This window comes from Cerasicoccus maritimus (assembly GCA_031296935.1).
Taxonomy (GTDB): domain Bacteria; phylum Verrucomicrobiota; class Verrucomicrobiia; order Opitutales; family Cerasicoccaceae; genus Cerasicoccus; species Cerasicoccus maritimus.
Genome location: JAVDPD010000012.1, coordinates 85,512 through 99,666 on the forward strand (window position 1 = coordinate 85,512; position 14,155 = coordinate 99,666).

General features: G+C 51.4%; 9 protein-coding genes. 2 read left to right on the plus strand and 7 right to left on the minus strand.

Annotated features, from left to right (window positions below; all coding sequences use genetic code 11):
• Nucleotides 1-6: 6 nt before the first annotated feature.
• Together RBB62_RS09405 and RBB62_RS09410 are read right to left on the minus strand one after the other, a co-directional pair.
• Nucleotides 7-450 carry an ABA4-like family protein gene (locus RBB62_RS09405; RefSeq protein WP_309398511.1) on the minus strand — a complete coding sequence of 148 codons (444 nt, stop codon included), beginning with the start codon at nucleotides 448-450 and terminating at the stop codon, nucleotides 7-9.
• Nucleotides 451-654: 204 nt separating this feature from the next.
• Nucleotides 655-1,263: a thioredoxin family protein gene (locus tag RBB62_RS09410; RefSeq protein WP_309398512.1), complete on the minus strand. Its 609-nt coding sequence runs from the start codon at nucleotides 1,261-1,263 to the stop codon at nucleotides 655-657.
• A 74-nt stretch (nucleotides 1,264-1,337) separates the two neighbouring features.
• Between RBB62_RS09410 and cysE the strand changes: the two genes are divergently transcribed.
• The gene (gene cysE / locus RBB62_RS09415) at nucleotides 1,338-2,177 is read left to right on the plus strand and encodes a serine O-acetyltransferase (RefSeq protein WP_309398513.1); all 840 of its coding nucleotides are present in this window, start codon (nucleotides 1,338-1,340) and stop codon (nucleotides 2,175-2,177) included.
• A gap of 329 nt (nucleotides 2,178-2,506) precedes the next feature.
• Here cysE and RBB62_RS09420 read toward each other — a convergent pair whose 3' ends face one another.
• The 5 genes from RBB62_RS09420 to RBB62_RS09440 all read right to left on the minus strand — a co-directional run bounded on the left by RBB62_RS09420 (nucleotide 2,507) and on the right by RBB62_RS09440 (nucleotide 11,028).
• Nucleotides 2,507-4,828 carry a sodium:solute symporter family transporter gene (locus RBB62_RS09420; RefSeq protein ID WP_309398514.1) on the minus strand — a complete coding sequence of 774 codons (2,322 nt, stop codon included), beginning with the start codon at nucleotides 4,826-4,828 and terminating at the stop codon, nucleotides 2,507-2,509.
• 27 nt (nucleotides 4,829-4,855) lie between these two features.
• A complete protein-coding gene (locus RBB62_RS09425) occupies nucleotides 4,856-5,107 on the minus strand; it encodes a hypothetical protein (protein WP_309398515.1) in 252 nt (83 codons plus the stop codon).
• A gap of 5 nt (nucleotides 5,108-5,112) precedes the next feature.
• Nucleotides 5,113-5,727 (minus strand): hypothetical protein, encoded by a 615-nt coding sequence (locus tag RBB62_RS09430; protein ID WP_309398516.1) that lies wholly within the window; start codon nucleotides 5,725-5,727, stop codon nucleotides 5,113-5,115.
• A 92-nt stretch (nucleotides 5,728-5,819) separates the two neighbouring features.
• Complete coding sequence (locus tag RBB62_RS09435) at nucleotides 5,820-9,575, minus strand: hypothetical protein (RefSeq protein WP_309398517.1); 3,756 nt, start codon at nucleotides 9,573-9,575, stop codon at nucleotides 5,820-5,822.
• Nucleotides 9,576-9,618: 43 nt separating this feature from the next.
• Nucleotides 9,619-11,028, minus strand: coding sequence for a GH1 family beta-glucosidase (locus RBB62_RS09440; RefSeq protein ID WP_309398518.1), 1,410 nt, complete (start codon nucleotides 11,026-11,028; stop codon nucleotides 9,619-9,621).
• 419 nt (nucleotides 11,029-11,447) lie between these two features.
• Here RBB62_RS09440 and RBB62_RS09445 point away from each other — a divergent pair, with 419 nt between their 5' ends.
• Nucleotides 11,448-14,108 (plus strand): CBM96 family carbohydrate-binding protein, encoded by a 2,661-nt coding sequence (locus RBB62_RS09445; protein WP_309398519.1) that lies wholly within the window; start codon nucleotides 11,448-11,450, stop codon nucleotides 14,106-14,108.
• Nucleotides 14,109-14,155 lie beyond the last annotated feature (47 nt).

The window sequence follows — 14,155 nt, forward strand, 5'->3', positions numbered from 1 at the left end:
CAATACCTACTTTCCGCCCGCCTTGGCTAGCATTAATCGCAGCGCATACACCAGCAGCCCAATTGGCCCAAGCAGCCAACACAGCACCAGCTCCACCGGAATGCTCCACTTGCGCTTGCGCGCATCGATGTAAATCGATTCGCCGAGGAAGAGGTTCAGTATTTGCGCATGCGACCAAAGAATCAACAGCACCAGCGGATGCGTGGCGACGGCGGCTTGGTCGCTGTAGTCGAGCCCTGTTGGTGCATCGGGCAAGCCCACGGACCACAGCTGGTAATACAAGTAAATCAGCCCCAGCGCAAAGATCGGCGGCGCGAGGTACGGCGTGCACAAGTGCCGCGTGTAGGGTTTGCCCGGCAGGAAGATCATCAGCCCCCAAAACGGCGCGCCCGCGAGCGTTATGATCCAGAAGAGCTGCGTGAGCGTCTCTTCGGCAAAAAGTTCAATCATCCAACTGGGCATGCGAATACTGCGAAATTTAACTGCGGATCAACGCGGATTACTCATCTGGAGCCATCTTCCGAATGCACATAGAAATAGCAAAAAAATTTCCCCGCCCGGCCTAACACCGAGCGGGGACCTCTCATCTACCCCCTGGTTAACTGGGATGCTCCCATCCCAACTAACTGGAAATTGGAAAATCTAAGCTATCACCTAGTATTTGACGCTGCAACCATAAGGTTTGCTTTTAGGCGTGGTAATTTCTTTGCCCTCCATGGCTGCCGTCAGGGCCAGGTCCACGTAGTTGTCGGCCGACGCGGCATCTTTCGGATTCGCCGATGGCTTGCTGTCGATCGCGCCCATGTAGACGATCTTGCCCTCGGGGTTGATCACATACATCTGCGGCGTGTTGGTGGCGCCGTATTCCTTGCCGACCTTGCCCGTGTCGTCCACGAGGTAGGCCGAGCCAGACCAGCCCTTTTCAGAATTCGTGGCCTGCGCCTTGGCGGGGTCCATGTGGCCTTGCTTGCCAGGCGCGGAAGAGCAGACCGACAGCCAAACGACGTCCTTGCCCGTCCACTCCTTTTGGAGCTCGGTCATTTTCGTCGAGCCGTCGTAGAACTTTTTCACGAATGGGCAGCCGTAGTTCGTCCACTCCAGGACGACCCACTTGCCCTTGTAATCAGCCAGGCTGACTTCTTTGCCATTGGCGGCGGGCAGGGTGAAATCGGGCGCGGTCTGGCCGACGTCCACCTTCGCGGAGGCAGTCAGCGCCAGAGTGAAAACGGATGCGGCGAGGATTGTGTTGCGGATAAATGTCATAGCTTCAAGTGAGTTGTGAGCCCATTGGGACCGTTACTGTTCGAGTTTGTTCGAAATAATATCGTTACCAGAACATGAAAATCGTCAAATTACTTGCGCCGATTTCGTGTTCGCACCAAGTTCTCCCCATGCAAGCAGAGGAACTTTGGCAGGAATTATGGCAAGAGGCTGAAATCGTCGCGCGGCGTGAGCCTGCGCTGTCGGGCCTGATGAACGAAGTCATCCTGCTGCGGCACTCCCTACAGGAGGCGCTCAGCGTGCGCCTCTCGCGCAAGCTCGCCTACCACGCCACGCCCGAAGGCTACTTGAAGGGTATCTTCACCGAGGCCTTCGACCAAGACCCCACGCTGATCAAGCGCATCGTTAACGACATCGTGGCCGTCAACGAGCGCGACCCAGCCTGCCCCAACCCACTCTACCCGGTGCTCTATTTCAAGGGCTTCCAGGCATTGACCTGCTACCGCATCGCGCACCACCTGCTCTCGCACAACCGCGAGGACCTCGCCTTTTATTTGCAAAGCCTGATCAGTGAAGTGTTCGCGGTGGATATCCACCCGGCCGCGCGTATCGGCTCCGGCATCCTCCTCGACCACGCCACCAGCTTTGTGGCGGGCGAAACCGCTGTCATCGAAGACGATGTGTCGATCCTGCACGAGGTCACCCTCGGTGGCACCGGCAAGGAACGCGGCGACCGCCACCCGAAGATTCGCCACGGCGTGCTCATCGGCGCGGGCGCCAAACTCCTCGGCAACATCGAGATCGGCCAATGCGCCAAAATCGGTGCCGGCTCCGTTGTCCTCAACGACATCCCTGCGCACAGCACCGCAGTCGGCGTCCCCGCGCGCGTCATCGGCGTCGCCGACGAAGACGAGCCCTGCCGCATGATGGATCATCGCATCCGCAGCACCGACTAACCCCAGCCTCCGGCTGGACCGGCGAATGCCTCGCATCCGGATTTGCGCAGTGCGCAAATGCCACTCCAACTTGTCGAGGCAGGGTAACGCTCTTAAAAGCAAGCCGCGACGCCCAAAGAGGGCGTCTAAAAGTCGTACACGCAAGAAATGACTGCACAATGATTTACAATTCTGACACAGCCTTGTGATGCGTGCACGATATTCGAGTGATCATAGCCATTTGGGCCGACCGGGGATACGCCGGAAAACTCATTAATTGGGTTCCCCAAATAAGGCGTCACCGAAAAATACAACTGCACACCGTCAAACGATCCGATAACGCCAAGGGGTCACGCTTTTCCTCCAGCGTTTACATCGTCTCGCTCAATCTTGACCTCCTTGGCCTCGAAAGCTGCTTTATCGGCGAGGGAGACATGTCCATCCACCATTCCGTTGTCCAGTGGGTCATCGACGCGTGCAGCAAGATCGATGAAGAGTTTGCGGATATCAATGATGCCACCGATTAGGAACCAGACCGTAGAAATGATGCCAAGAATTGCAGTTACCCATAAACTCGTGACGAGGAAATAGTTACTCCACCACTCGGTCGGCCAAGGCGAGATGAGGTTCCAAATCAGCACACCACAAAAGCACAGTCCGAACTTGTAGATAAGCGCATAGCCAAAGACTGACCACGCAATGATTCTATCTCCAAGAGTATATTCAGGGGTGATACCGATTAGCTTATTGAAGGCATTGCGCAGACTCCACTTGAAAGGCTCTTTATATTCGTGTGCGACATCATAGACGCCACGGTGCAACAGTCGATCCAGGTTGAATGGTTTACGCTGAGTCAATGCAGATCCGATTACGTAGGCGAGGATCCCACTAACCATAGCCATAAAATAAAGTTCATAGGAATTAATTGGAAATTTGACCGCATTCATTTCCCATACGACGTATGGATTTAGCGGACTGGAAACATTCTTGAGGAATTGGCCAATAGGCGTCACCCAACCATGCGCATCAAGCCACGGATAAACCGTCTCGGCCCAATTCCTCTGCAGCAAAAGCCCAACCAGCGAAAAACCGGATCCAAAGATTAGCGAACCAAATGCGCCAACGGAATTACCAAACCGGCTGTAGAGGCCAAAGATCATGATCGGCCCGGCCCCACCTAGCCATAATCCGGTCATGATGACCGTGAACATCATAATATAGTCAAGCTGAACAAAGAATATCGAAACAACAAAGAAGAATAAACAGACCGCAACAGAGATCAGACGTATGGCGAGCAAATGCTGCTTCGGTGTAAACGGCTTCTTGCGGAAAGGAAGGATGATGTCCTGAACAATGGTCGATGAGGCATTAAAAACCCGCGAATCATCGGTGGAAATCAGTAGCATGAACATCAGTAGGCAAAATAATCCCATGAGCCCAACCGGAAGAATATTCCTCAGTGCAACGGGTAACATCATCTGATGATAGAGTGTTCGGAACTTTTGAAACTCTAAATTGCCCTCTGGCGTTCCAGTTAAAGTTGCGCGTGCAGTTTCAATATAAGGCGTGTCAATGTTCTGATGTCGGGAAAGCGGATCATCTTCGCCGATCTGATGATTCTGGACCGGCAGTTGAGATAAATTGGCATTGAGTTGATCCCTTAGCGTAGCATCAGCCACCGACTCCAATGAAACTTTCGTGGTTAGCTCCTGACGAATTTCGTGGGTCTGCTCTGCGAATTTCTGGTGCGTCATCAATGCAATCATCATAACTGCAATGAGCAGCAGCATGAGTTGGGCATAAAGCGAACGCCAAGTTCCCAGCATCCCCGCCATTTTTTGTTCATGCGGTGTGCGACCACAATTGGTCGTATCATTTCCGATCCAACTAGCGCGATTTAATACGTTTCCCATGATCGTCACCAAGAGCGCAAAGATGTTAAAATCGCGAAGCTTCTCGATATCGAAAGGGTTAATGAAGCTCTCGCCCTGCACACGATCCATCATCACAGGGCCAATCGTATCATGCCAACCGAAGTTCAGAAAAATATACCCAGCGACGATGACAAAAATCGGATAACTCAGTAACCCTTGAATTGCATCAGAAACGAGCAATGAGATACGCCCTCCTGGCCAGATCACTAACATGCATAGACACAGCGATAGCGCAACGATCAGCCCAAAGGTCGGCATATTAATACCGAAGAGCATGAATTTATGAGGGAGTCCGAGAAAGTAGATGAAAAAGTTGGCTGCTACCGCTGGACCAATCGAATTGGTCACCATCTCCGAAAATGTTCGCAGGCCCGCAGCAACAATGCGTAACGGGCGATTATAGCGCATTTCGAGGAACTGACCAATTGATAGCGAACGCGTCTCTCGAAAACGATAAACACAATAGCCTGTAAGTCCCATAATAACCCATACCGGGACCGTTAAATACTCCCAAAAAGTTAGCGCGTACCCGACTTGATATTTGGCTTCAACCAACGCCACCAGTGTAATGACACTGAGCCCTGAAGTGAGGTCTCCCGCTGACAATACATAGCGACCTGCAACTCGACCGGCAGCCAAAAAGTCGACCACTCCACGAACATACCGGCGACTATAAACAGCCAACCACAGGACCACCAACACGGGCCCAACCGCAATAATCCAATCGATCCAATGCATCGTCTTGTAAGATTAATGGCTGAGAGTTTACGCTGCCGAAATCCGCGCCATTGGTGAGACTTCCTTAGCCATCTCCGCTTGTATAAAGCGATGCAGGAATGTTGCCTTGATGTTGGCGTATTCTGGATCATTAAAGCGATTTATGTAATCTCCGATAGCTGTCTTCAGGTCGAAGAGCTCACCTTCATCCAAATTTCGATAGATCGTAAGTTTGTAATCAGCCTCGTGCTGTTGCTCACTGGTAATAAGCAATATCTTGGGTTTCGAATTTTTCTGCATCTGACTTATTGAATTAGAATACCGCTCTCGGTCTCCACTGTTCTCTCCCGGAACTCCCGGATGCTGACTCCCTTCGGATTGGGGTCTCCTTCGGAAGGAGGTATATCGGTAAGGAAAAAAGTTGTCCGGGTTCGGGAACTGACTGAGCGCGGTGAGCTGACCACTTTGATCCACCCTTCGTCATCATCGGCAACTGCGACTTTGAGCCACGCCTTTCGCTCCTCAGGATAACTCACGACCTTTGATTCCCCTGACTTTAGCAGTAGATTTTCACCCGACAACTGGACTGCCATATCGCGCTTTGAAAAATTGAATATACGAAATGCGCCAACGGGATGCGAATCGATTGAGGCATCAATGATCGCATTCCGGTAATAGGGTTCTCCGTTTCTGAATTCAGTTCGTAAAACGACTAGAAAAGGTCCATCCCCTGAGGGTAGATTCATTTGAGCAACGGGCACCTTTACCGGAGCCGAACTATCCGTAGGAGTCGTCTCGACATAGAAGCGAATTCTTCGGTCAAGAGGTGCTTCATACAGTTGGGAAAATGATCCTGCACTCACGAACAGCTTCTGGGGCTCACCTTCGTAATCGTAGTAGAATTGCGGGATGTCGTGCATCGACACCAAGCGGAATTTGACCGGTTGTTCCCCCTGCCCATGAATGCGGGAGATGCAGGCCAGCAAAAGCAGAGCCAGAATCCAATGCGATACTATACTTCGTCTGCAGTTAACCATCGAAATGAAATGATTTTAAATTTGCGGCCAAAATTGCGGTTCGTCTCATCAGTTGCGGGATCCTCGGGAGAGTCACTTTCATTAACATACTCCGGCAGACGCTGAACGATTGCCTCACACCACGCAGTAGAAACCACTTCGGAAGTCAATGGGTCCAACGCTTCTCCGCAGGCCCGGATGGTGAAGGTGTCCGAACGAGCGGTGAGATTGGCGCCAATTGCTGAAAGAATATCCCCCTGAGTTACATATTTGGGCGCAAAGGCAGAGCGGTTACTGTAAGGCCGGGCAGGCTCATCCGCTCCCCAGATCTTCTCTTTCTCATAGTGCGTCGAAATTTGATTGGCCTTGAGATCATCGGTCAACTCATCAGCCGCCCAGAATGACAACGAAGGATCGTTGGCAGGAAAATTTACATTCGTGCGATCCAAGGCAGCCTGTAGGGTCCCCCTGAAATCCTCATGCTCATATGATTCATTGTTGGCATTGGCGTCCCCTGTATCCGGATTGTCAACCAAGCGGCGGTTTACAAAATCTGAAAGCGAGGTGAACGGACCACGATTTTTAATCTCAATGACAATGTTATGCGCCAATTGAGCAATTTGCTCTTCGGTTAGGGTACGGTAGCCTTGCCACGGATCATTCGGATCGTCATCCGAAGTAGGCCTTCGGAAGCGTGGAAAGGCAGAGCCCAACTGATTCATGCTCGGCTGGCCTGGGTTTTCCGGATCATACTGCAATTGGTATAGACCTCCGAGCACCGCCCGCCACGCCTGCTCCGACGTTGAATTTACATTAAAGCCCCCTTCCAGCATCAAGCCTGCGGCGGCAACATCAGGATCACGCAGATCAACATCACTATATTTACGATGCCGCTTGTTGGGCAACTCATCAGGGATTGTTCCAGTTGCCGACACAGAAGAAAAGAAATACTGGTCCCAAAGCGTGCGATTCAATAGATAAGAAATATCATAATACCCAACCATGTCCGCTTGAAGACCACCCGACGACGCGCCATCCACCCGCGCAAGCTGATAGCCAACAGGTGTGCTTGAGTCCTGGTCATTCAACCGGAAGTCAGCCAAACTATTCCCTACAGGATACGCTGGGTATGAGCCCACGAGTGAAAGATTGGCATGCTGCAGTTGCCCAATCGATTGCAATGGCTCATCTCCAAATGGAAATTCAAATAAGGTCGCGTCCACCGGGGAGCCATTTTCCCAATCATGACCACTCCCTGCTGATGCTCGATTAGAGTTCTCCCCCTCGTCCGTTTGAAATTTTTGCCAAGGCGTTGTCACTCCTTCGGAACCCGTGGTGGCCGTGAACAATACATTGAAGTCTTTGTCACGACTGGTTCTACCGGTGCGCACTGCCCGCATATTTCCCTGCGCAACCCAACGCGTAGGGAACATAAATTGCCCCTTATTATACTGAGCATTGGAACCGGAGCCCGAAAATAAAGCCTGAGTTACAAAGGTATAGGCAGGAGGCAGGGCATCTGAAGGCGGGTCATAATAAAGTAGTTCAGGACCTTGCATGACAGACACGCCGCCCTCGTCCGAAGCGAATTCATCATAGAGAATGCTTTCGTCGAGAATTCGGCGATCACCGTCATCATCGGTATCCTCAACGAGCACTTTAGACAGAGCCATGCGGTTGACTACATTCCCATCCCAGCCAACACCTTGATGAGTCTGATACCAGTTCAAGTCCGATGAAGTTGGATCATACAAATGCGAGTCATTGTTGAGGTTATTGCTCATGGGAACTCGATCAGTTGACGGCTCCCCTAAGTAAACGAACATTTGCCCATTTTTCCCATCAGTCAGGCTCTTTCCTTTTGCCTGCCAAGTTTGCGCCCAGTTTCCCCAATAGTTAAAGGAAGTTAAACGGAATGGAAGACTCTCCTCCCCCTCTTCGAACGTCGACAAAGGAACCGACACGTAGGATGCGGGCTCTGGTTCAATATTCTCCAATACCGGTAAATTTGAATCTGAGTAAAGATCTCCACTGCTGGAAGCAGGCAATGAAAAGATCAGGCTTTGCCCAGGTGGAATATCAGGACAATTCAATCGAAAGCGCATGAATTCGAAAGTATTCGTGCTGCCATCTGAATCTTTCTGAAAATCAAAAGACGCCTTCGAACGCCATTCATAGGATTCAGTCGAAGCCTCACTCCCATCTTCGTTGTATTTGGTTATATCGCCCGGATCAAAAACCTCCAAGCTAACAGCGACATTCCACGTCGGGTAAATACCGACTTCGAAGTTACCCTCCCCGCTGGATGTTTCTGGAGCCTCTAGCGTAAAATCGTATGGATTCCATAGAATCACCAGTGGATAAAAATTTAAATTGATGTCTACTCCCGGTGCAGGATTGCCTCCGGGTGCCGCACGAAAGCCAAGCGACACATAGGTCAAAACGGGTGCAACGCCAACATCGTCCTGAGTGCCTACCTTATCATGCGCTGGTAAACGAACAGCAACGGAATTTGAGTCTGGATCGACATGTGTTTGCGCAAATGATTTCAAGTGCTTCCATGTTGGAATAGCATAGCCAGTTGTATCCCCTGAATGAGGTGTCCACAGGCGGTTACCATCATATGTTGGGTCATCGCTATTGGCAGTGAAACTCACATCCAGCAATGTGGACAGGTCCCGCTTGAGTCCGCCAGCATAGGTGTCCGATAAAACAGACAGTGAAAATGGCGTCAGATCATGGTAGCGATATTGAATAACGCTTTGAAACGCATTCTGGTCTGGAGACATTAAGGCGAGATCTTCCAAACCAACGACGCGTTCGAGTTCTCCATTGGGGTCATATCCGTCGCCTATCCTCGCGGCCTCCAATTTCCCCTGACTCAACTCGATGTCATCAAAGTCAATTGCCTCCGCTCGGTCCATAAGCTCAATCGCGTTTCTACTAGCATTGCTGAAGGCGTTCTTGCGGTCCTCCGTAGTAGTCGCCATTTCGAGATTCGCCCGCGCTTTGACGCCTTCATCCCCAACCCACCAGGCATAGCGCCCAGTTGTTGCAGAATTATTGTTTTCAAGATCGACCAGTGGGGCGACTACATAGGCTTGGGGAGCTACATTGCCAACGCTTCCTGGGCCCACCATAAGTCGAGCAGCATGCACCTTCCCTTGAGTATCTTCGATTTCGATATCATGCGAATTAGCGGTCACATCAGCAGGCATGGTAACGATGGCATCAGGCAAGAAATTAAACTCATCACTTGCAGGCGCATTAACAACTTCACCATCGTCACCAATGTCAGTTTGCGGGTTGAAAAACGCCGCCTCATTTCCACTCACCAGCCAGTTGAGTAATCGAGCGGAAGATCCCCGATCGTTCACCAGCTCGGTAGCCGTCAATTGGCTAACAATTACCTCAGGCGTCGCCTCATAGACAGGCGCAATAGAACTACCATAAACGCCCACCCAATACGCATTAGCATTCGCATCCCCATACTCCAAATCAGCACGAGCCGTCACACGTTGATCCGGACCCGCAAACTTTTGCAATTCTCCCAAAGCAACCTGCAGTCCAAGCAGCGCATTATTCTCGGCCTGTGTTTTAATTTTAGCGGCGGACGAAGTATGCACCTCAATCCGTGTCATACACACCAGTGAGGTGAATAAGATAAACATAAACGTCATGAGCATTAAGCTCACAATCAGCGCAAAGCCTTTCGGTATCGCGCGTTGTTTACGACTGTTTGCGTTGAACATACTAGGGGTAGTTAGTTGGGGCAGTTCTTCTAAATGTATGCGGTCATGCGGTAATGTAATCCATATTGCCGATGGATGAGGGTGAGCAAACACTGTTGCTCGCAATTATCTCACGGTAATAAAGGGCAGAATCTTTCAAGGTGCGCTCCTGCGTCTCGTAGTCGACATATATCAGGCCAAAGCGTTGTTTGTATCCCTCAGCCCATTCAAAATTATCCATGATAGACCAATGGAAATAACCACGAACATCCACACCGTCGTCAATCGAACGCTTAAGTGACTTGAGGTATCGCTGCATGTAATCGATGCGCTGCGGGTCATGCACCTGCCCATCCAATGACATCCAATCGTGGCAGGAAATTCCGTTCTCGGTAATATAAACCGGAAGCTGATATTGCTCATACAGAAATTTCGTCCCCCAGTACATCGCGTCAGGAGAGACTTTCCAGAGCATATGCGTGTGCGGGAAGCCATGATGCGGGGCAACTGGCTTCGGACGGCCATCCTCTCCAGCCTTGATCGCCATGCCATGATAGATGTTGCAACCGTAGAAGTCGATCGGCTGCTGAATAATGTCAAAATCACCAGGTTCGACCCTTGGGCAAGACTTGCCATATGCCCGCAACCCCTCCTCCGGATATTGGCCATGAACAACAGGATCACCCCACCAGCGATTATTAAAATTCGAATCAGCGTACACGCCACTCATGGCGGCATATGCCGCCTGGCGGTCTGCCTCAGAATCGGTCGCAGGGAAATAGCAAACGCCGACTGGTGCCCAACCGACCTTAGCCGGTATTTTAGCCCTGGCGCGAATAACCTGCGTAGCCCTGCCGTGCGCCAATAAGGCATTATGCCCGGCTTGGAGCACTTTGCCCATTTCAAGTTTCATCCCCGGAGCATGACTGCCGTTACCATAGCCTAAACCCAGGAAACACTGTGGCTCATTTAAGGTAATCCAGTGGCTGACGCGGTCCGATAGCGCATCCACAATGACTTGCGTGTATTCCGCAAACCACTCCGGGCTCTGCGCAGAAAGCCAACCGCCTTTAAGGTCCAGCGCATAAGGCATATCCCAGTGATACAAAGTCACCCAAGGCTCGATATTCGCTGCCAATAAAGTATCGACCAACCGATCATAAAAACCGAGCCCCGCCTTGTTGATGGTGCCGGTCCCATCGGGTATAACCCGCGGCCAGGAGATCGACATACGGTATGCCCCGAGACCGATCTCGCGCATTAATTCAACGTCACCCTTGTAACGATTATAATGGTCGCAGGCATCATTGCCATTGTGTCCCAACCAGCAATTCTTGTCGTTTTGCGAAAAGACATCCCATACCGAGAGGCCTTTGCCATCGGCATTCCATGCGCCTTCGATTTGGTATGAGGCCGCAGCTGCGCCCCACAAAAATTCATTTGGAAAGGTATCGTTGTTATTTCGGGTGTCCATCAACTCGCTTCTAAAAGGAAAGGGTTTGGGTTCAGAAAACTCTATTCTATACGACTTTCCACAATACCATGAACGCGAAACCGACTTCATTCGTGTCATTTTACGCTGCTAAAAATCGAAGCGATCGCATCCACAGAGAAATCCGACCAACCACGACCGCTCCACAGAGCCAAGGGTGAGCCAACAAAGCCCCTGCAGCCCTAGAGCACAAGCGTCATTCAGACGAAAACAGCGTCTAAATCCACTTGATTAAGAAACAATCGCGACAATCCAAATAGTCGGAAATCAATACACATAGAGTCGCAAAACGACTTACTCTTTTTCGCTTAAAGTGTTAACATTCCTACTACGACTGCGCCAGTCCTCCCCGCACACACCCCGCATTCACTGGTCAGTCCCGAATCGAACAACACAACCCCATGAAACATACACCCATCCCAATTCTACTTTGCCTAGCCCTACCAATTGCAACATTTGCCTCCAACATCCAATGGAGCGGCACCGCGGGCGACCACGACTACAGCAACCACCTAAACTGGTCTGGAAGCGTTGCCCCGGCCAACAATTTGACTAGCGACACCGCCGTTTTTGCCGGAACACCCGCCAGTCAGTCAATCGTGATTCCAGCCCATCGCCAAGCTTACGCGATAGACCTTCAGAGCGGAGGCTGGCAATTCTCCGGAACCAACAGTATATCACTGTCGGACTTAGACAGTGCAGGCACCGCCGCAAATACGTTTCTGCTAGATGTAAAAGTGCAGAACGACAAGACTTGGGTCGTCAGCAATTCACTAAGCTTCGAGTCCAAGTTGCTTCAATTCAATGATTCACTAACCATCCGGGGCGGTGGCACGGTGACTCTCTCGTCTCGCATTGCCGGCACCCCAACCTCAGGCAATCCCCGTGAGTTGCACATTAAGAGCGCCGAAGTCATCGTTCTTGATGATCGCGTATACCCTGACTATGCATCTGGCACTGTCTATTTGGAAGAAGTCAATTCATGCCTTGTCCTGCAAGCCACTATGGCAGAAGTCGAGAACTGGATCACATCGGGCAAAATCGTAGATGCCTACGGCGAAGGCTTAGTCCTAACTAACGATCCTGCTACCGGCTTTACCTCGGTCATGCCGCAAACGCAATTCGCCGTCGAGTGGACCGCCTCAGGCGGCAGTGGAGATTTCAATAACGTCCTTAACTGGGACCGAGGGGAGGTTCCCGACGCCGACGACTTTGCGGTTTTCTATAGCGGCAACACTGGAACAGCGGGAACCGTAACCCTCCCCGACTCGCAAACCGTCTTCGCCATCGATTTTCAAGACACAGGCTGGACCATTGCGAGCACGGATAAATACCTAAACTTGATGGACGTATTCAGTGCTGGCTCAGGCACGAACACTTTTGATTTAGAAGTTCGCCTCGGCGGAGCATCTTATTGGGTGGCACCCGAGGGAAACTGCATCTCCATTGCGGATAAGCTAACACAGATCGGAAACGACTTAACCGTGGACGGCGGTGGGCGCTTCGAATTTGCCCAGCGCATACTGGGCAATAACTCCAATGGCGACACTTGGGGCATCTACATCAATGAAGCAACTGTCTCCATCGAGGATACGAAAGTCTTCCCTGATTATTCAACCGGGATCGCCTTCATCAACAACGCCAACGCAGTCTTGGAAATGCAGGCGACAACCAGCCAAGTCCAAACTCTCATCGACAATGGCAGAATCGTTGATCTGACCGGCAAAGGATTGTTGCTAACTGACACAGGCAGCGGATGGACGCAAGTTTCACCCGCGATCGCCCCACCCATGCCTGGAAATTGGCAGCTTGAATTCGAGGACGACTTCGAAGGGACCGAGTTAGATGGAGACAAATGGCGACTTGGGACAATGTTTCCAGACATTGTTGGAATCGCCGGCATGGGCCCCAACAATGTCACGCTGGCAGACGGCAAACTGCGCTTGGGTGCCACCGTCATCGATGATGGGAACGGAAACCTGAGTTATACCAGCGCGCAGATTAGCACGTTCCGCAAATACCGTCAGCAATATGGCTACTTTGAAGCACGCATGCGCTATCCGGTGCTGGGCGGATTCTGGCCTGCCTTTTGGATGATGCCAGACCGCGGAAATTACGGGCGTGCTGCCAAGTATTTCGAGTCATTCCTAAAATTCGACCTCACCGGGATCGACCCCGCCACTATTTCTACTGCAGAACTCAGAGTAAATGTTGCCAGCTTGGAAGACACGACAAAGCACAGCGTGTGTTTCATGAAATTGGACGACGATTCATGGGATGAAACAACCCTAACCTGGAACAACAAACCCTCCCCTAAGCCCATCTGGATTAATCGCATCGCCAACGAAGCCGTTGTTGGCCAAGACATGGTCGTCGATGTATTTGACTACATATTAGAGCAGACTGAGGGCGATCAAGTTGTCAGTTTCGTTCTATCCGACCAATTCATGACAACCAAGGAAGTCGGCCTCCACACTCGTGAAGCGACTGACCCTGCGATTCGCCCGCGCCTGATCGTCGACGGTGTCACCTATTACCCGGTAGCAGACACCCAGGCACACCAACTGTCCCCCGACACGAACTACGGCACAAACACGGTGATGACCGTTTGCGAGGGATACGCGAACGCATCGTCCACTAAGACCATCGACGACGGACAAGGTATGGAAATCGACATCATGGAGCACCTCGGCGTATGGGGGCCAGACACTGCCTCACACGCCTTGCATTGGGACGGCTATGCCGCAGATCACAAATCTCTCAGCAGCGGCCACTTCGATTTTACCTCCGCTGAAAGCGACTTCCACGTCTATGGCGTTTACTGGGATGAAGCTCTGATTGAATTCTACGTCGATGGCGTAAAAACCTTCACGTGGGGCAATGGAGTGAATGAAGAGACCTACGACGCCTCACGCATCATGAATATCCCGGCCTACTTGATCTTGACCCTCCAACTCGGCGGTTGGGACGGAAATCTGGATGCGCTGGGCTCCCACGTTGACGGTCAGTATATTGAAATTGATTGGGTTCGCGCCTGGAGCGGGACTCCGACAAATCCATAGCATGACAAAGGCCTGAGTATGCGCACACTCCTCCAACATCAGACCAT